The 18,090-nt window shown below is 67.8% G+C and carries 20 protein-coding genes; 12 read left to right on the top strand and 8 right to left on the bottom strand.

Going from position 1 to position 18,090, the window contains the following annotated elements:
- Positions 1 to 124: 124 nt before the first annotated feature.
- Positions 125 to 514: a DUF6165 family protein gene (locus tag D7T59_RS12200; RefSeq protein WP_180852496.1), complete on the top strand. Its 390-nt coding sequence runs from the start codon at positions 125 to 127 to the stop codon at positions 512 to 514.
- Between the two features lie 6 nt (positions 515 to 520).
- Here D7T59_RS12200 and D7T59_RS12195 read toward each other — a convergent pair whose 3' ends face one another.
- Both D7T59_RS12195 and D7T59_RS12190 read right to left on the bottom strand, forming a co-directional pair.
- Positions 521 to 1,198: a response regulator transcription factor gene (locus D7T59_RS12195; protein ID WP_180852497.1), complete on the bottom strand. Its 678-nt coding sequence runs from the start codon at positions 1,196 to 1,198 to the stop codon at positions 521 to 523.
- A gap of 190 nt (positions 1,199 to 1,388) precedes the next feature.
- Positions 1,389 to 1,961, bottom strand: coding sequence for an OmpO family porin (locus D7T59_RS12190; RefSeq protein WP_005407747.1), 573 nt, complete (start codon positions 1,959 to 1,961; stop codon positions 1,389 to 1,391).
- A 283-nt stretch (positions 1,962 to 2,244) separates the two neighbouring features.
- Here D7T59_RS12190 and D7T59_RS12185 point away from each other — a divergent pair, with 283 nt between their 5' ends.
- A complete protein-coding gene (locus tag D7T59_RS12185; RefSeq protein ID WP_180852498.1) occupies positions 2,245 to 2,604 on the top strand; it encodes a DUF1428 domain-containing protein in 360 nt (119 codons plus the stop codon).
- A gap of 15 nt (positions 2,605 to 2,619) precedes the next feature.
- On the opposite strand, the gene D7T59_RS12180 is transcribed toward D7T59_RS12185, so the two are convergent.
- A complete protein-coding gene (locus tag D7T59_RS12180; RefSeq protein ID WP_180852499.1) occupies positions 2,620 to 3,321 on the bottom strand; it encodes a hypothetical protein in 702 nt (233 codons plus the stop codon).
- A 107-nt stretch (positions 3,322 to 3,428) separates the two neighbouring features.
- Positions 3,429 to 4,316: a histone gene (locus D7T59_RS12175; RefSeq protein ID WP_180852500.1), complete on the bottom strand. Its 888-nt coding sequence runs from the start codon at positions 4,314 to 4,316 to the stop codon at positions 3,429 to 3,431.
- A gap of 490 nt (positions 4,317 to 4,806) precedes the next feature.
- Between D7T59_RS12175 and D7T59_RS12170 the strand changes: the two genes are divergently transcribed.
- The 9 genes from D7T59_RS12170 to D7T59_RS12130 all read left to right on the top strand — a co-directional run bounded on the left by D7T59_RS12170 (position 4,807) and on the right by D7T59_RS12130 (position 13,003).
- The gene (locus D7T59_RS12170) at positions 4,807 to 6,240 is read left to right on the top strand and encodes a Do family serine endopeptidase (RefSeq protein ID WP_106549873.1); all 1,434 of its coding nucleotides are present in this window, start codon (positions 4,807 to 4,809) and stop codon (positions 6,238 to 6,240) included.
- A gap of 101 nt (positions 6,241 to 6,341) precedes the next feature.
- Positions 6,342 to 6,707, top strand: coding sequence for a hypothetical protein (locus D7T59_RS12165; protein WP_004153835.1), 366 nt, complete (start codon positions 6,342 to 6,344; stop codon positions 6,705 to 6,707).
- A gap of 8 nt (positions 6,708 to 6,715) precedes the next feature.
- The gene (locus D7T59_RS12160) at positions 6,716 to 7,186 is read left to right on the top strand and encodes a phage holin family protein (RefSeq protein ID WP_180852501.1); all 471 of its coding nucleotides are present in this window, start codon (positions 6,716 to 6,718) and stop codon (positions 7,184 to 7,186) included.
- Positions 7,183 to 7,638 carry a protein sip-5 gene (locus tag D7T59_RS12155; protein WP_164136269.1) on the top strand — a complete coding sequence of 152 codons (456 nt, stop codon included), beginning with the start codon at positions 7,183 to 7,185 and terminating at the stop codon, positions 7,636 to 7,638. The genes D7T59_RS12160 and D7T59_RS12155 overlap by 4 nt, the downstream gene beginning before the upstream one ends.
- 67 nt (positions 7,639 to 7,705) lie before the next feature.
- The gene (locus D7T59_RS12150) at positions 7,706 to 8,815 is read left to right on the top strand and encodes an AI-2E family transporter (protein WP_164136268.1); all 1,110 of its coding nucleotides are present in this window, start codon (positions 7,706 to 7,708) and stop codon (positions 8,813 to 8,815) included.
- Positions 8,816 to 8,955: 140 nt separating this feature from the next.
- Entirely contained in the window at positions 8,956 to 9,675 is a 720-nt protein-coding gene (locus tag D7T59_RS12145; protein WP_180852502.1) for an HAD-IA family hydrolase, read from the top strand.
- A gap of 3 nt (positions 9,676 to 9,678) precedes the next feature.
- Positions 9,679 to 11,046 (top strand): leucyl aminopeptidase family protein, encoded by a 1,368-nt coding sequence (locus D7T59_RS12140; protein WP_180852503.1) that lies wholly within the window; start codon positions 9,679 to 9,681, stop codon positions 11,044 to 11,046.
- Between the two features lie 320 nt (positions 11,047 to 11,366).
- A complete protein-coding gene (locus D7T59_RS12135) occupies positions 11,367 to 12,470 on the top strand; it encodes a catalase family peroxidase (protein ID WP_180852504.1) in 1,104 nt (367 codons plus the stop codon).
- Complete coding sequence (locus D7T59_RS12130; protein ID WP_164136264.1) at positions 12,467 to 13,003, top strand: cytochrome b; 537 nt, start codon at positions 12,467 to 12,469, stop codon at positions 13,001 to 13,003. The genes D7T59_RS12135 and D7T59_RS12130 overlap by 4 nt, the downstream gene beginning before the upstream one ends.
- 37 nt (positions 13,004 to 13,040) lie before the next feature.
- On the opposite strand, the gene D7T59_RS12125 is transcribed toward D7T59_RS12130, so the two are convergent.
- Genes D7T59_RS12125 through D7T59_RS12110 form a run of 4 tightly spaced genes read right to left on the bottom strand, consistent with a single transcriptional unit; the run spans position 13,041 to position 16,545 of the window.
- Complete coding sequence (locus D7T59_RS12125) at positions 13,041 to 13,643, bottom strand: response regulator transcription factor (RefSeq protein ID WP_099551494.1); 603 nt, start codon at positions 13,641 to 13,643, stop codon at positions 13,041 to 13,043.
- Positions 13,640 to 14,863, bottom strand: coding sequence for a sensor histidine kinase (locus D7T59_RS12120; protein ID WP_164136262.1), 1,224 nt, complete (start codon positions 14,861 to 14,863; stop codon positions 13,640 to 13,642). Before D7T59_RS12120 ends, D7T59_RS12125 begins: the two co-directional genes overlap by 4 nt.
- Positions 14,864 to 14,869: 6 nt before the next feature.
- Positions 14,870 to 15,652: an ABC transporter permease gene (locus D7T59_RS12115; protein ID WP_164136261.1), complete on the bottom strand. Its 783-nt coding sequence runs from the start codon at positions 15,650 to 15,652 to the stop codon at positions 14,870 to 14,872.
- Complete coding sequence (locus D7T59_RS12110) at positions 15,649 to 16,545, bottom strand: ABC transporter ATP-binding protein (protein WP_180852505.1); 897 nt, start codon at positions 16,543 to 16,545, stop codon at positions 15,649 to 15,651. The genes D7T59_RS12115 and D7T59_RS12110 overlap by 4 nt, the downstream gene beginning before the upstream one ends.
- A 202-nt stretch (positions 16,546 to 16,747) precedes the next feature.
- On the opposite strand from D7T59_RS12110, the gene D7T59_RS12105 reads away from it, so the two are divergent.
- Positions 16,748 to 18,001 (top strand): efflux RND transporter periplasmic adaptor subunit, encoded by a 1,254-nt coding sequence (locus D7T59_RS12105; protein WP_180852506.1) that lies wholly within the window; start codon positions 16,748 to 16,750, stop codon positions 17,999 to 18,001.
- Positions 18,002 to 18,090 lie beyond the last annotated feature (89 nt).

Below are 18,090 nucleotides of genomic sequence, written 5' to 3'. Positions count from 1 at the left end.
GCGTGGCCGTAACGGATCGAGGGTGCTGCCGGGCCCGCAGCGCAAATTCGGCGTAAATCCAGCAGGCCGGGGCCGGGTACCACCGGCGCGGTATCATGGCGCCTTGTTCAAAGGGACCAACAGCGTGGACGCCATCCTGACGCCGGTATCGATCGGCGAGCTGATCGACAAGATCACCATTCTCGAGATCAAGGCCGAGCGCATCGACGATGCCGCCAAGCTGGCCAACGTACGCACCGAGCTGGACGGCCTGCTGCCGTTGCTGCAGCAGCAGCTGCAGGGACAACCGGCACTGGCCGCGCTGAAGCAGCAGCTGAAGGCGATCAACGAGCGCATGTGGGACATCCAGGACCAGCTGCGCGACAAGGAAGCGGCCCAGGTGTTCGACGATGCGTTCATCCAGCTGGCGCGCGGCGTGTACGGCACCAACGGCGAGCGCGTGCAGGTGAAGAACGAGATCAACCGCGTGGCCGGTTCGGCACTGGTGGAAGAGAAGCAGTACCAGGGCGAATAAGCCCGCTCATCCGCATTCGAGCAGGTGCCGGATGCGGAACAGCTCACCATCACTCTGGATGCCCAGTTTTTCGTAGGCCGTGCGCTTCTGCGTGCTGACCGTACTGGCCGTACGTCCGAAGCGCCGCGCGACCTCGCCGGTGGTGCAGCCCTGCAGCACCAGCCGCAGTACCTCGCGCTCGCGTCGGCTCAAGGGCGTGAGCACCGGCGCCGGTGTGCGCCGCATGCGCGATCGATTCAACTGTGTGCGCAGTTCCGGGGGGACGAAGCGGCCACCACGCGCCAGCACATCAACCGCACGCCGCAGCATTTCCGGCGTGGTGCCCTTGGACAGGTATCCGCGCGCGCCGGCCTGCATGGCCATGGTCACCGTGCTGGCGTTGCAGTGGGCAGACAACACCAACACCGGCAACAGCGGCCAGCGCTGTGACAACCGCCGCAGCAGGGCCAGGCCTTGCCCGGGGCCCCAGGGCGCCAGCACATCGATCAGCAACAGGTCGATGCAGCCCGGCTGACGATCCAGCAAGGCAAGCAGCTCGGCTTCGTCGGCGAAGCTTCCGCACACCTGCACGCCGCCATGCTGGCGCAGCACCACCTCCACCCCCAGACGCAGCACGGGATGCGGCGCCAGCATGGCCAGGCGGCGGGGCTGATCGGGGGGCAGAGCGGGAACGGCAGGCGGCATCGTGCGGATCCGGCGGTACGAAGTACCCACCGTAGGCCGGCGCAGGGAGCAGCGGAATCCAATTTATTGCAACGCAGCAGCATGGTCCGAACGCGCTCAGCTGCGGTTCCGGGTCGCGACAACGCAACAGGCCCGGCGTGGGCCGGGCCTGTCGAGGCATCTTCAGCGCGCAGGCGCGCCGAGGAAGCAATTACCAGCTGAAGCGCGGGCCGACGGTGTATTCCTTGTCGCCGTGGCGGTTCATCTTCAGCTCGCCGTTCAGGCCCCAGTTCTGGTTCAGCTTGACCTGACCACCCAGGCGGCCGTACCACTGGCCGTCGATGTCGACGCCGTGCTTCTTGGCGTAGTCTTCGTAGCCGACCATGCCGTAGACCTCGGCGTGGGCACCGAAGGCGGTGCGGATACCGGCTTCAGCGCTGTAGCCGTTGAAGTCCAGGCCGTGCTTGCGATCGAACTTCTGGTAGGCAACGCGGGCAACGAAGTCGGTCGACGGAGCGATTTCGACGTTGTAGCCGGCACCGACCTTCCACTGGTCAACCTTGATGTTGGTGTGGTCGACTTCCTGACGGCTGTATTCACCGAACGCGTGGAAGTTCGGCAGGAAGCCGTAGGAACCCTTCACGCCCCAGCCGTCAGCCTTGATGCCATCGACGTCGGTCTTGGCGTAATCGGCTTCAGCGTAGTTGTACGACAGGTTCTCAGCAGCCGAAGCGGTGAACGGCAGGGCAGCGGCCAGAGCCAGAGCAATCAGCGAATTCTTCATGGGGGTACACCTTTACTTTCTTATGGTCTGCAGCAGCGCCAGGGCGCCATCGCATCGGAAATGTAAATTCTCCGTTATCCGCCACAACGCTCCCTGAAAACAGCCGTCTTCGCATTGCTGAATTTTTGGGCTTGATTCAGGCTTCGTCTGGCATACGCGCGCGGCGCGCGTGCATTCTTCTTCCAGCTTTCTCCCACCTTTCCACCGTTGTCGATCCACGGCGCCCTGGTTCGTCGGGTACTTGAAGGCCGTGCATGTGGCGCGGTCCAACCGGAGGCAGGCAATGAGCTACATCGATGGTTTCGTGCTGGCGGTGCCCACCGCCAACAAGGAGAAGTTTCTCGCCCACGCGCGCGCGGGCAATCCCGTCTTTGTCGAATTCGGCGCGCTTCGCGTGGTCGAGTGCTGGGGTGATGACGTACCGCACGGCAAGACCACCGACTTCTTCGGCGCGGTGAAAGCCACGCCGGATGAGACAGTGGTGTTCTCCTGGATCGAATGGCCGGACAAACCGACCCGCGACGCCGGCATGGCGAAGATGATGGAAGACCCGCGGATGGATCCTTCAAAGAATCCGATGCCGTTCGACGGCGCGCGGATGATCTACGGCGGCTTCGTGCCGATCTACGAACTGACGCGCTGAACCCGGCGGACGCGCTCAGCGCGCGTCCGTTTCATCGCTGGCAGCAGCATGGCCGGCGCCCAGTGCGGCGCCGGCGCCAAGGCCCATGCCGCCCATGCCGGCCCCCATTCCGCCACCACCACCACCACCTCCTCCTCCACCCGCACGACCGCCCCTGGCATCGCCGTCGGTGCGGCCCTTGCCGCCACCACCGCTTGCACCAGGCCGGGTTGGCCCTTGGGGAGGGATCCGCAGGTCCGTCGGGATCGGCGCAAGATCCAGCGCCCCGCGCACGAAGTCGCGCAGCGAGACCACCAGTTCGTGGGTATGTACCGGCCGCCCCTGCGCCAGTTCGTTGGCAGCGCGCGCGGCCAGCCGCACCTGTTCGTCGGTGCCCAGCAGCAGGATGTCCGACAGCGCGGCCTCAACGGCATCGCGGATGCGGCGCGTGCGATCCGAGCGCGGTTCGGCGATGCCTTCGGTTTCTTCGCGCTGGCGCAGGTCGCGACGATGGCTGGGATCCACGCCCAGTTCGCCGGTGAACGAACCGCCCAGGGTCTTGTAGGCCGCCATCAGCGTGCGCAGCCGCTCGTTGATCTGACGGTTCTCGCGCTCGCGGCGCTGCTGCAGGGTCTGCATCACCAGCAGGCGGATGCCCACGCCCAGCAGGGTGATCAGGACCAGGCCGGCCAAGGTGGACAGCACGCCCTGCCAGGAGCTGAAGTCGATACCGCGCATGCCCGGGGCTCCGGCGGAAAGAATCTGCATCTTGCCCCAGGCCGTGTCCCGGAAACGCGAAAGGCCCCACCACCCGGAGGGTGGCAGGGCCTTCGGTCACGGCGCGATTACTTGCGCTTGGCGACCTTGCGCACGGCCTTGGCCGGTGCCTTCTTGGCAACAGCCTTCTTGGCCGGCGCCTTCTTGGCGGCGACCTTCTTCAGCGGTGCAGCCTTCTTGGCGACGACCTTCCTGGTCGCGGCGACCTTCTTGCCGACAACCTTCTTCGCAGCAGTGGTCTTCTTGCCGACGGCCTTCTTGGCGACGGCAGCCTTCTTGCCGACCACCTTCTTGGTGGCCGCAGTCTTCTTGGTGGCGACCTTCCTGGTGGCGGCAACCTTCTTGCCGACAACCTTCTTCGCAGCCACGGCCTTCTTGCCGGCGACCTTCTTGGCGGCGACGGTCTTCTTGGCCACAGCCTTCTTGGCGGTGGCGACCTTCTTGCCGACAACCTTCTTGGCGGCCGCGGTCTTCTTGGCAACAGTCTTCTTGGCGACGGCGGCCTTCTTGGTGGCAGCCTTCTTCACGGTGGCGACCTTCTTGCCGGCAGCCTTGGTGGCGGCCTTGGTGGTCTTCTTGGCAGCGGCGGCCTTCTTGGTCACAGCCTTGCCTGCAGCGGCCTTCTTCTTGGCCACTTCCTTCTTCAGGGCAGCGGCTTCGGCCTTGGCGTTCTTCTTGGCGGCTTCCAGCTTCTTCTTGGCCTTGGCAACGGTCTTGCCGACCGACTTGGCAGCCTTTTCAGCCTTCTTGGCAACGGTCTTCTCGACCTTGGCCACGGCCTTCTTGGCCTTGGCAACGCGGGTACCGGCAGCCTTGGTGGCGCGCTTGACGGTCTTCTTGACCGACTTCACCGCGTCTTCGGCAGCGTGGGCGATGGTCTCGCCAACGTTGGTGGCGGTTTCTTTGACGTTCTCGACGGCGTCGGTCACGACCGACACACCATTACCGTTGCTCATGTTGCCCTCCTGCGGGCCTTAAGTATCAAAACGGGGCGATGCTATACCGACATTGACGATCGTGGAACGGGGCATGCGCCAGTAATCGCATCTGCTGCGACGACGATGGTGTAGTTGACCACCCCCTTCGGTGTGGCAGGTTTTCAGGAAACCCCTTTTTTTAAGTACTGTGCCACGCCAACCCCCGGGTTGATCGATGCCGCCACGCCTACCTGCGCACGTGCAGCGACAGGCATACGTTGTGGCGCAGTGCGGCACCTCCCTGCGCGGAACTGCGCAAGTATCCGACTGTGTCCGCGCGGCGAAGGGTGGCTTTCGGAGGTGTCCTGATCACCTCGATGGGTGTCACCGCGGATCCGCTGCCCGGCTCCGGACCCACCGTCCGCGTACGTGTTTTTCATGGCGCATTTATCCAGATCGCGACACACTCATTCAGCTTGTTTTACCGTAGAGCCGAACCGCCCCCATTCCCGCCTGCGAACCGACCCCCATGCGACCGCTACCTACCCTGCTCACGCTCGCAATCGCCGCCGCCTTCGGTGGCTTCGTTGCCACCGGCATCAACGCCCACCTGGACAACCGTGCCGATGCCGCGCCGCTGCCAGCGGTGGTGCCGACCATGGCGGCACTGCCGGCCGCAGTGGCCGGTCAGCAGGTGCCGTCACTGGCGCCCATGCTGGAGAAGGCGATGCCGGCGGTGGTCAGCGTCAATACCAAGCAGGTGGTGCGCGTACGCAACCCGTTCTTCAACGACCCGTTCTTCCGCCGCCTGTTCCCGGACATCCCGCAGGAACGCATCAACGAATCGCTGGGCTCGGGTGTGATCATCGACGCGAAGGAAGGCCTGGTGCTGACCAACCACCATGTCATCGACAACGCCGATGACGTGCAGGTGACATTGGCCGACGGGCGCACGGTCAAGGCCGAGTTCCTCGGTTCGGACCGCGATACCGACATCGCGCTGATCCGCATTCCGGCGCAGAACCTGACCGACATCAAGCTCGGCAACAGCGACCAGCTGCGGGTGGGCGACTTCGTGGTGGCCATCGGCAATCCGTTCGGCTTCAGCCAGACGGTCACCTCCGGCATCGTCTCGGCGGTGGGCCGCAGCGGCATCCGCGGGCTGGGCTACCAGAACTTCATCCAGACCGACGCGTCGATCAACCCGGGCAACTCGGGTGGCGCGCTGGTCGACCTGCAGGGCCAGCTGGTCGGCATCAACACGGCCAGCTTCAACCCGCAGGGCAGCATGGCCGGCAACATCGGCCTGGGCCTGGCGATTCCGTCGAACCTGGCGCGCAGCGTGGTCGACCAGCTGGTCAAGCACGGCGTGGTGGTACGCGGCACGCTGGGCGTGGAAAGCCAGAACCTGACCGCGCAGATCGCGCAGGGCCTGGGCCTGGGTGAAACCCGCGGCGCGCTGATCACCCGCGTGCTGGCCGGCTCGGCCGCCGCCGCAGCCGGGCTGAAGCCGGGCGACGTGGTGGTGTCGGCCAACGGCCAGCGCGTGGACAGCGCCGAAGCCCTGCACAACGTGGAAGGCCTGGCGGCGGTCGGCAGCCCGTTGACGCTGGACGTACGCCGCGAAGGCAAGCCGCTGCAGATCAAGGCGACACTGAAGGAACAGGCACGCGCGGTCACCGGCGACAGCCTGGACCCGCGGCTGGGCGGGGCCACCTTCGTCGACCTGCCCGAGTCGCTGCGCCAGTCAGGCGCCAACGGCGTGCTGGTCAGCGAGGTCAAGCGCGGCAGCCGCGCTGCCAGCAACGGCCTGCAGCAGGGCGACATCATCACCGATGCCACCGTGGGTGAATTCGCCGACCTGGCCAGCTGGCGTGCCAACTTCCAGCAGCGCCCGCCGACCCTGGTGCTGCGTGTGCTGCGCAACAATGGCCAGCAACAGGGCCAGCTCGTGATGCGCTGATCGCCCTGCCGTAACACCCCCTATACCCCGGCAATGCTATTGCTGTCAGTCCAGGTCGGCACCGCCGACACCCGTTCCCCCATCGCAACAGGAGTGATTCGATGAGCCCCACCAATACCGAGAACCTGAAGGAACACCTGGGTGAAGCCGGTTCCCACCTGAAGCAGGCCGCCACGGCCGCCGGCGGTGCGATCAAGGGCGCAACCGGTGCCGCGACCGACGAACTGCGCATCGGCAAGGCCAACGTCAAGGCCGAACTGTCCGACAGCGCACTGTCTGGCCTGGCCGCCGCCGAATTCGGTGGTGCCGCTGCCAAGGAACAGGTCGACGCGTTGATGGACAAGGGCAAGGACCTGATCGACAGCGCCGCCGAGTTGATCCGTGAGCGTCCGCTGGCCTCGTTCGGCGTCGCCTTCGCTGCCGGCTGGATCATCGCCAAGCTGGCCCGCGGCAGCAGCGACAAGTAAGCCGCAGCGTGAGCGAAGACAACGCGCAAGCCCCTGATCCAGCGGCCACCCCGCCGCTGGATGAGAGCATCCGCCAGGTCGGCGCGGCCGGTCATGCCGCTGCCGATTCGGCCAAGCATTCGCTGCGTTCGCTGCGCCGGCTGGCCTCGGCCGACTTCGCGCTGGCACGCAGCGCGTTCGGCCGTGCGCTGGCCTGGGCCGGCGTGGCGATCGTATTTGGTGCCTCGGCCTGGCTGCTGATGGCCGCCACCCTCATCGCCCTGCTGCAGAGCTGGGGCCTGAGCTGGCTGCAGGCGCTGCTGATCACCTCGCTGCTGAGCCTGGCCGTCACCGGTTATGCGATCTGGCGGGTGTCCTACTTCTTCCACCACACCGGCATGCACGCCACCCGGCGCCAGCTGTCACGCCTGGGCCTGTTCGACGAGCCCAGCGAAGACGATCCCGATGCCGATGTGCAGTTGCCGGAGGGCAAGCCATGAAGTTCGGTGCGCTGCAACGGCGGGTGAAACGCTGCGAACAGGTGGTGACCGTGCGCCTGGTTGAAACCCAGGACCACTGGTCCACGCTCAGCCAGGTCTGGCGCCAGGGCTGGTCGCCGCTGCGCATCGTGGTGGTCGGTCTGGCCGGTGGCTTCATTGCCGGCAAGCTGGAAGTGCCCGGCAAGGTCAACGGTGCCCGCTGGCTGCAGATGGTCGGTTCGGTCTCGAACCTGTTCGCCAGTGCACAGGCCGCGTTCGCCACGGCGATGGCGGCGCAGGCCGCGGCCACTGCCGACGATGCGGCCGAGGAAGCCGACGAGGCCAGCGAACAGGCACAGGCGGCAACGTCGGCGACCGCCGAGCGACCTGCGCCGGCAGCGCGGCCCGTGCCCGAACCGGAACTGCGCGAACCGCGGCCGGCCGAAGCGGCCACCGAACTGTCCGAACGTTGATGCATGTAATCCGCCGTGCCGATCGCGGCCGGCGGATAATGCGCTCCCCTTTCCGGTTGATGCGTCGATGAGCGAGTCCCTCCTGTCCCCGTCACCGGCCGACCCCGAACAACCCGACGCACCACTGCCCCCGCCGTCGCGTCCGCGCGGGCCGATGTCGCTGGTGGTGCTGGCAACCCTGGCAGTGGGCTACACGCTGTGGGCCGCGCAGGACATCATCCTGCCGGTGCTGCTGGCGATGTTCTTCGCGCTGGTCGGCAATCCGATCCTGCGCCTGCTGCAGAAGCTGTGGATTCCGCGTGCACTGGGCGCGCTGCTGATCCTCGGCGCCGGGCTGGGCGTGACCGGTTCGCTGGCGGTGCAGCTGATCGGCCCAGCCATGGAATGGGCGCAGGAAGCCCCGCAGCAGCTGCGCAAGGTGGCCCGCCAGGTGCAGGACCTGACCAAGCCGGTGCAGCAGGCGAACCAGGCGGCGGAAAACTTCGCCCGCGTGGCCGGCGGTGACAGCAACCACAAGGTGCAGGTGATCCGCACCCAGCTGGACGATCCGTACCGCATGCTGACCCGTGCGCCACGGCTGGCTGCCTCGGTGCTGGCGGTGGTGCTGCTCACGCTGTTCTTCATGATCTATGGGCAGAGCCTGCAGCGCGCAGCGATCGCGCTGTTCCCGAACCGCCAGCAGCAGCGCTTCACCAGTGACATCCTGCGGTCGATCGAACGTGAGGTCTCGCGCTACGTGCTGACCATCAGCGTCATCAACACCCTGGTCGGACTGGTGTTCGCCGGCGTGCTGATGCTGTTCGGCATCGGCCTGCAGGAGGCACTGCTGTGGGGCACGGTGGCTGCATTGCTGAATTTCGCCCCCTACGTAGGCCCGCTGATCGGCGTGGCATTGATGCTGTTGATGGGCTTCGTGGAATTCCGCGACCCGCTGCAGGCGCTGCTGCCAGCCGCCGCCTACCTGGCCCTGCACACTCTGGAAGGGCAGATGGTGACCCCGATCGTGCTGGGCCGGCGGATGAAGCTGTCGCCGCTGGTGCTGATCCTGGCACTGATGGTGTTCGGCTGGGCCTGGGGCATGATCGGCCTGCTGCTGGCGGTGCCCCTGCTGGTCTGCATCAAACTGGTGCTGGCGCGGCTGGACGGCATGCAGGGCTGGGCGCGGCTGCTGGAATGAGCCGGCCTGAAGACAGGCAACGCAGGCGACAGCAGCAGGAGCAAGGGCACAACTGGCAGACAACCTGCGCTGACCCGACCCTGGCTGCCCCGCCCGCCGCGCCGCATGAAAGCCCGCGCGGGCAGGGGTAGAATGGCGGGGTGAATTTCCCCGTCCAAGCCATCACCCTCGACCTTGACGACACGCTGTGGCCGTTCGCTCCGATCGGCGCCCGCATCGAACAGGTTCTGCACGCGTGGATGTGCGAACACAGCCCCGCTACCGCCGCGATGTATCCGGTGGAGGCGATGCGCGAACTGCGCGAACGGCTGTACCACGCCCATCCGCACCTCCACCACGACCTGAGCGCGCTGCGCCGGCTGACCCTGCACGAAGCACTGCACGACAGTGGCGCCAGCCTCGATCTGCTGGAACCGGCGTATGAAGTGTTCTACGCCGCGCGCAACCAGGTGGAGTGCTATCCCGATGCGATCGATGCGCTGGCGCGCATTGCCGCGCGGGTACCGGTGGCGGCGCTGAGCAACGGCAACGCCGACCTTGAGCGGATCGGCCTGGCCCATCATTTCGCCTTCCAGCTGGGATCGCGCGAACACGGCGCGGCCAAGCCCGAAGCCAGCATCTTCCATGCCGCGTGCACCCGCCTGGGTGTGGCACCGGCACAGGTACTGCACGTCGGCGACCATGCCGACATGGACGTGGCCGGGGCGATCGCCGCCGGCCTGCGCGGCTGCTGGATCAACCGCGACGCAGCCACCTGGACCCATCCGCAGCTGCAGCCGGACCTGCAGTTCGACACCCTTACCGGCCTGGCCGACTGGTTGGACGCCAACCTCGACGCCGCCGCACCCCGGAGTATCTGACGCATGAGCGAGATCACTGGTTTCACCGCCGACACCGCCGCGGCGCTGCCGTTGTACGTGCTGGACCGCGAACAGTTCGCCGCCTGGAAGGACAGCCAGCCGGCTGCCACGCAGGCGTGGCTAGCATCGCAGGGCTTCAACGCCGGCGCCCACAGCGTGGCCCTGCTGCCGGGCACCGATGGCCTGGCCGGTGCCGTGATGGGCGTGGGTGATCGTGGCGATGCCTACAGCTATGCGCATGCGCCGCACGCGCTGCCGGAAGGCAGCGTGTGGCAGCTGGCCCATGAACTGCCGGCCGCCGAACTGGCGCTGCTGCAGCTGGGCTGGGGCCTGGGCAGCTACCGCTTCGACCGCTACCGCAAGCGCAACCGCGCACCGGCGCAGCTGGTGGCTGCACCGTCCGGCGAAGTGGCCGACCTGATCGCCGCCAGCCTGCGCGTGCGCGACTGGGTCAACACCCCGACCGAAGACATGGGCCCGCAGCAGCTGGAAGACGCCGCGCGCGCGCTGGCCGATGCACACGGTGCGCAGGTCGACGCGATCACCGGCGATGAACTGCTGAAACAGAATTTCCCGGCCATCCACGCCGTGGGCCGCGCTTCGCACCGTGCGCCGCGCCTGGTCGTGCTGCGCTGGGGCAAGGAAACCGATCCGGCGCTGGTGCTGGTCGGCAAAGGCGTGTGCTTCGATACCGGCGGCCTGGACATCAAGCCCGCCGACGGCATGCGCAACATGAAGAAGGACATGGGCGGTGCGGCACACGCGCTGGCCCTGGCCGGCCTGGTGATGGCGCGCGGGCTGCCGGTGCGGCTGACCCTGCTGGTGCCGGCGGTGGAAAACGCGATCGGTCCGGATGCATTCCGTCCGGGCGAAGTCATCGCTACCCGCAAGGGCCTGAGCGTGGAGATCGACAACACCGATGCCGAAGGCCGCGTGATCCTGTGCGACGCGCTCACCTTCGCCGGCGAGCAGAAGCCGGACCTGGTGCTGGACTTCGCCACTCTCACCGGCGCCGCGCGCATCGCACTGGGCCCGGACCTGCCGGCACTCTTCAGCAACGACGACACGGTGGCCCAGCAGTGGCTGCAGGCCGGTGATGCAACCCGCGACCCGGTCTGGCGCATGCCACTGTGGCGCCCCTACCTGCGCTACCTGAGCAGCGGCATCGCCGACCTGGCCAACGCTGGTTCGCGCATGGCCGGCTCGGTCACCGCCGCGCTGTACCTGGAACGCTTCCTGGAAGACGGTCAGCGCTGGGCGCACCTGGACGTGTATGCCTGGAACGATGGCGAACGCCCGGGCCGTCCGGCCGGTGGCGAAGCGCTGGCGCTGCGCTCGGCGTGGGCGATGCTGAAGGCGCGTTACGCCTGAGGCACGCATGCCCGGCCCTGCCCCGGCCCGACCGCCGGGGCGGGCATGGGATGGGAGCGGCACGGGCACGGCCCCGGGCACGGTAGAGTCGACTGTTAGTCGACTGCTCTTGAATCCGACTGGTCTTGAATCCGACTGCTCTTCAATTGGAACCGGCCGTGAAAACCCCGCGCTGCGCGAGCGTCGACTGACAGTCGACTCTACCGGGGCGTTGGCAGGCTCTGGAAGTTTGACGAAAAATTGAATTTCGGCCACGGCCGGGTTCTGCGAGGATGTGCGGGTCGACCACCCACACGCTCCGTGAAGGCAGGACACCGACCATGTCGCTCTTCCGCTACACCCGCGCCGACCAGACGCCGGGTGCACCACGCAAGCATTCTCCCCTGCCCTGGATCGCACTGATCGCACTCATTCTGGGTGCGGTCGCGCTGGCCTTCGCCTGGCTTGCCGGCTGGATTGGCGGCCGCCTGACCGCGCAGCGCTTCACCGACACCATCGAAGCTACCGGCCCGGCCCATCCCGGGTTCCGCCGTGCGCACAGCAAGGGCATCTGCGTAAGCGGTTGGTTCGAACCCAGTGCGCAGGCCCCCACCCTGTCCAGTGCACGGGTGTTCTCGCAGCGCCGCGTGCCGGTGATGGGCCGGTTGTCGATCGGCGGTGGCGATCCCTATGGCGCCGACAACACCGCACGCGTCCGCAGCCTCGCGGTGCAGATGGTCAGTGATGATGGCCAGGAATGGCGCATGGCGATGAACAGCTTCCCGTTCTTCGCCGTGCCCAACGCCGAGGCGTTCTACGAGCAGACGCGCGCCTCCATTCCCGACCCGGCCACCGGCAAGCCCGACCCGCAGAAGATGGCCGCAGTGCTGGCTAGGTACCCCAGTGCGCAGGCCTTCCAGCAGTGGGCCAAGACCGCCCCATGGACAAGCAGCTGGGCCGACACCACCTTCAACAGCGTCAACAGCTTCTGGTTCACCAACGCGCAGGGCCAGAAGCGTGCGGTGCGCTGGCGCTGGCAACCGCAGGCGCCGGTGGTGGAGATGGATGCGGAAACGCGCAAGCAGGCCAGCGTCGATTTCCTCAGCCAGGAACTGCAGCAGCGCCTGGCCAGCGGTCCGGTGCTCTGGAACCTGGTCGTGACCACCGCCGAGCCCGGCGATGCCATCGATGATCCGTCGGTGCCGTGGCCCGAGTCGCGCGATCAGGTGGTGGCCGGCGTGCTCAGCCTGGACCGCATGCAGTCGCAGGAGGAAGGGGCCTGCGGCCAGATCAATTTCGATCCGCTGATCCTGCCCAGTGGCGTGCGTGGCAGCGACGATCCGATCCTCGCGGCCCGCTCGGCCGTGTACTCGCAGTCCTTCAACCGTCGCGAACGCGAGCGCGCCAGCGGCAACGTCGAGCAACCGAATGAGGCCGCGCGATGAGCACCCACAACGGCCACTTCAACCTGCTGGCGCGGGTGCTGCACTGGTCCATGGCGCTGATGATCATCGCCATGCTGTTCATCGGCGTGACCATGGTCGCCTCGCTGCACCTGCGGCCGATGCTGATCGACCTGCACCGTCCACTGGGCATCGCCATCCTGCTGCTGGTGCTGCTGCGCCTGTACAACCGTCTGCGCCACCGCCCTCCGCCGCTGCCTGCCGACCTGCCGGTCTGGCAGGCGATGGCGGCCAAGGCCTCGCACTGGATGCTGTATGCGCTGATGCTGGCGATGCCGCTGATCGGCTGGGCGATGCTGTCGGCCGGCGGCTACCCGATCGTGCTCTGGGGCGGGCTGCACCTGCCGCCGATCGTGCCGCATACCCCGGCGCTGTACGCCGCGTTGCGCAATGCGCACAGCCTGCTGGCGTATGTGCTGTTCGCCACGGTGCTGATGCACGTGGGTGCGGCGCTGTTCCACCTGTGGGTGCGGCGGGATGGCGTGTTCCAGGCGATGGCGCGCGGGAAGGATTGATCGGGTCCGCCGGGCATGGCCCGGCGCTACCGGTCCCCTACAACCACCCCTTCTGCCGCGCCATCCGATACGCCTCGATCCGATTGGCCACACCCAGCTTGCCGATGCACTCGGACAGGTAATTGCGCACCGTGCCATGCGACAGCCCCAGCTGTTCGGCGATCTCGCTGGCGGTACGGCCCTCGCCTGCCAGCCGCAGCACGCGGCGTTCGCGGTCGGTCAATGGATCGGCCTGCGACCACGCATCCAGTGCCAGCTGCGGGTCGATCGCGCGGATGCCCTGCTTCACCTTGCGCAGTGCGTCGGCCAGGTTCTCGGCCGGCGCATCCTTCAACAGGTACCCGAGCACGCCCGCTTCCAGCGCGCGGCGCAGGAAACCGGCACGCGCAAAGGTGGTCACGATCACCACCTTGATCGGCAGTTCATGGCGGGCAATACGCTGGGCCAGCTCCAGCCCCGACAGGCCCGGCATCTCGATGTCGGTCACCAGGATGTCCGGCTGCAGCTGCTGCAGCATGCGCCAGGCAGCCTCGCCGTCGGCGGCACTGCCGAGCACGTCGATATCCGGTTCCAGCCCCAGCAAGGCCGACAGCGCGCCGCGCACCATGGCCTGGTCTTCGGCCAGCAGGATGCGGATCATGCGGCACCGTCCTGCGCCAGCGACGGCGGCGTTGCCGATGGTAGCGGTGCCGTTGCCGCAATCAATGGCACACGCACGGTCAGCACCGTGCCGTCGCCCCGTACCGATTGCACCGCCAACTGCCCGCCCAGTGCCGCCACGCGTTCGCGCATGCCGCACAGGCCATTGCCCTCGGCCTCTACGCCGCCACGACCATCGTCGCGGATCTGCATCGCCAGCATCCGTCCTTCCAGCATGAATTCCACCCGTGCCTGCGTCGCCTGCGCGTGGCGCACGATATTGGTTGCGGCCTCGCGCAGCACCAGCGCCAGGCCACGCTCGACGTCCACCGGCATCGGCGGTGGCGGCGCATACTGCAGGTGCACCTGCTGGCACTCCAGCAGCAGGCGCGCCGAGGCCAGTTCACCGGCCAGGTCACTGGCGCGGATACCGGTGACCGCGCTGCGTACCTGGGCCAGCGCTTCGCGGGCGATGTCCTCGGCTTCGCCGATCTCCTGCCGCGCTCGGGCATCGCCGCGGTCGTGCAGCTTGCGTGCCAGTTCCAGCTTCAAGGTGATCAGCGACAGGGTGTGGCCCAACAGGTCGTGCAGGTCGCGGCCGATGCGCTCACGCTCGGCGGTGGTTGCCAGCCGCCGCACCTCCTCCTGCGACAGCTGCAGCGCGGCATCCTTCTCCTTGTTCACGGCCTCCACGTTCACCACCATGCCGATGATGAACGACACCGCCGGCACCCAGACCAGGCTCTGCCATGGATAGTGCGCCAGATGGGCCACCAGGTAGAAGGTTGCGTTGAGCACGGCCAGCTGCAGCAGGTAGCGCCACCAGCTGCCACGCCCGCAGACCCGCAGCATCACGCAGCCGAAGATGAAGTAGCTGATGCCCGATGGGTACCAGGGCACCAGCACGATCGCCAGCGCGGTCATCGCCAGTGCGTAACGTGGCGCATGGTGGCGCGGTGACAACAGCAGGCGCGCGTACAGCAGCAGGAACAGCGGATAGCTGGCCAGGGTGAACACCAGCCAGCGCAGCGTGTAGCCGCCGGCGAACAGCGGCGTCATGAACACCCACACCGTCCACAGCAGGTGGATGGCATCGGCCCAGGCCGGCTTGCCGCGGCGCAGGTTGTCGGCCACGGCAGAATCCGGTGCAGGGCGCAGCAGGGAGGCAAGCCAGCTCGGCGGCACGGGAGGATCCAGGCGGGGACGATCGCTGCCGATCATGCCAGTTCAGCCGATCCGGCGCAGGCGGCGGCGGGCCAGCAGCAACGCCACGAGGGTGACCGCCAACAGCACCAGCAGATGACCGGCAGGACTGCCCACCGACGGCAGCCCGACCACCGGCAGCGCCAGCTGCGCCAGGTGCCAGGTTGGCCACAGCGGTGCCATCGTTGAAAACACCTTGGGCAACGCCGACAGCGGCAGCCACAGGCCCGACAGCAACGCCAGCGGCAGGTAGACCAGGTTGACCATCGCCGGCGCTGCACTGGCACTGACATGGCTGCCGATCAGCAGGCCGATCGCGCCCAGCGGCAGCGCGGCCAGCCCCGCCACCGCCAGCAGCTGCAGCATCTGCACTGCCTGAAGTTGCACGCCTCCCAGCGCGCGCGCCACGCCGATCAACAGGGCGGCCACCAGCAGCGCGAACATCACGGCCATCGCAAGTCGCGCCAGCAACGGTGCCGCCGCTGGCATCGGCAGCGCGCGCTTGAGGGTCAGCAGGCCGCCTTCCCGGTCCAGCGCCAGCTGCACGCCGAAGCCGAACAGGGCCGGCGCCATCGCACCGAACACGCAGTAGGTGGCCAGCAGGTACAGCGGTGCATGGCCGCGGCCCAACAGCACGCCGAACAACAGGTAGAACAGCACCGGGAACAGCAGCGAAGGTACGGCGAAGGCGGGTGTACGCCAGGCGCGGCGCAGCTCGGCCTGCAGTTCGGCACGGTACGGGCGCAGTGCGCGACGCCAGCTTGAGACCGGGCGCGCAGCGGCGGCGGTCGGATTCAGGGTGTTCATGCGGCCTCCCGGGTCAGGTCTAGGAAGGCGTCGGCCAGCGCCGCGCCCTGTACTTCCAGTTCGCGCAACTGCGCATCTGCGGCCAGCAGACGCGCCACCACCGGCTCGGCCGGGCTGGCCAGCAGCTGCAGATGCTCACCGTCGCGCTGCACCTGCTGCACCCCCGGCCAGTACTGCACCTCTTCAGCGGACAGCACGCTGCGGCAGCGGATGCGGCGCGGCCGGTCGGCCAGGCGCAGCTCGCCCAGCGGCGCGTCGGCCAGCACCCGGCCCTGCTCCAGCACCACCACCTGCTGCGCCAATGCCTCGGCCTCCTCCAGGTAGTGGGTGGTCAGCAGCACGCCGCAGCCTTCGGCTACCAGTTGCCGGATCGCTTGCCACATCGTCTGCCGCGCCTGGATGTCCAGCCCGGTGGTCGGCTCGTCCAGGAACAGCACCCGCGGGCGGCCGCACAGCGCAATGGCGAACTGCACGGCACGCTGCTGGCCGCCGGACAGCTGGCCGTAGCGGCGGCGCGCCAGCGCCTGCAGCCCGGCGCGCTGCAGTACCTCCTGCAGCGGCATCGGGTCGGGGTAGCAGGCACTGGCCTGCGCCACCAGCTCGCCTACCTGCAGCATCGGCGGCAGGTTCGTGCTCTGCAGCATCACGCCCAGGCCGAGGCGGCTGGCACGCTGCTGCGGGTCGCCACCGAGCAGCTCGACCTGGCCGGCGTCGGCGCGGCGCAGGCCCAACAGCACGCTGATCGCGGTACTCTTGCCAGCACCGTTGCGGCCCAGCAATGCCAGCACCTGGCCAGCGCGGACCTGCAGGTCGATGCCATGCAGTGCGGTATGGTCGCGATAGCGCACCTGCACCTGCTGCAGGCGGGCCAGCGACGGGGCGATCGGATCCATGGGCGGTACCGGTAGCGGGGACGTTGCCATCCTGTGCCGCCGTGGTCACATTTCGCAGTTGCCGCCGTCAGTGTCATCGGATGACAGCTGTCACTGCCATCACCGATGCACCTGCCTTCATGCTGTGCCGCACGCTCCACCGCCGGAACCGCCGCCGTCCGCTCTTCCGGCCACACCCGCCCGAACGTCTGTGATGGAACGAATGAACGCTTCTGCCGAGTTGTTGAAGGAACTCCGTATCGACCGCAAGTCGCCGCCGCCCGCCTCCGGTGGCAGTGCCAATGGTGGTGGCCGGCGCTGGCTGTGGATCACGATTGTCGTGATTGCCGTGCTGCTGGCCGCTGTCGCCTTCGCCCTGTTCGGCCGCACCCCGGCCGTGGAGGTGGAAACCGCCCCCGCGGTAGCCATCCAGCAGGGCAGCGCCAGCAGTTCGGTGCTTGATGCAAGTGGCTACGTGGTCGCCCGGCGCATGGCCACGGTCTCGGCCAAGATCACCGGCAAGGTGCGCGAGGTGATGATAGAGGAAGGCATGCGGGTCGAAGCCGGCCAGGTGATGGCCACCCTGGACCCGATTGATGCCGATGCGCAGCGCAGCCTGTATGCCTCGCAGCTGCAGGCCGCACGCAGCCAGGTGGCCGGGCTGGAGGCCCAGCAGAAGCAGGCCGCCGCCGAAGCCAGCCGCCTGCAGGCGCTGGTCGGCCAGCAGCTGGTGTCGCGCTCGCAGTACGACCAGGCCGTCGCCCAGCGTGACAGCCTGCGTGCGCAGCTGGATACCGCGCAGCGCAACGTCAAGGTCGCCCACGACCAGTTGGCCATCGCCGACCTGGGCGTGGACAACAACGTGGTGCGCGCGCCGTTCTCCGGCGTGGTCACCGCCAAGGCGGCGCAGCCGGGCGAAATCGTCTCGCCGCTGTCGGCCGGTGGTGGCTTCACCCGTACCGGCATCGGCACCATCGTCGACATGGACTCGCTGGAGATCGAAGTCGAGGTTGGCGAGGCCTTCATCGGCCGCGTGCAGCCGAAGATGCCGGTGGAAGCCACGCTCAATGCCTACCCGGAGTGGAAGATCCCGGGCGAGGTGATCGCCATCATCCCCACCGCCGACCGCGGCAAGGCCACGGTGAAGGTGCGCGTGGCGCTGAAGGTGAAGGACCCGCGCATCGTGCCGGAGATGGGCGTGCGGGTCAGCTTCCTGGAACAGGCCCAGCCGCAGGCGGCCGCCAAGCCGCAGGGCGTGCGCGTGCCGGGGGGCGCCGTGGTCCAGCGCGAGGGCGCCTCGGTGGCCTTCGTGCTGGGTGACGAGAGCCGCGTGCAGCAGCGCACGGTCGAGGCCGGCCAGGCGATGGGCAAGGACCGCCAGATCCTCAAGGGCGTGAACGCGGGTGAATCGGTCGTGGTGAACCCGCCGGACACCCTGCGCGACAGCGCCAAGGTGCAACAGAAACAAGCGCAGTAACGGCCTGGCGCCCGCGGGCGCCGCCAGCAGCACCGCTCGACGCACGCCTGCGGCCACCGACGGCGCGCCTCCCCGTTTCCCGCCTTCCG

Origin of the sequence: Stenotrophomonas maltophilia (assembly GCF_013464915.1) — a bacterium.
Lineage (GTDB): Bacteria > Pseudomonadota > Gammaproteobacteria > Xanthomonadales > Xanthomonadaceae > Stenotrophomonas > Stenotrophomonas maltophilia_AT.
Note: the sequence above shows the minus strand (reverse complement) of the source record. Positions and strands in the feature narration are given on the sequence as shown.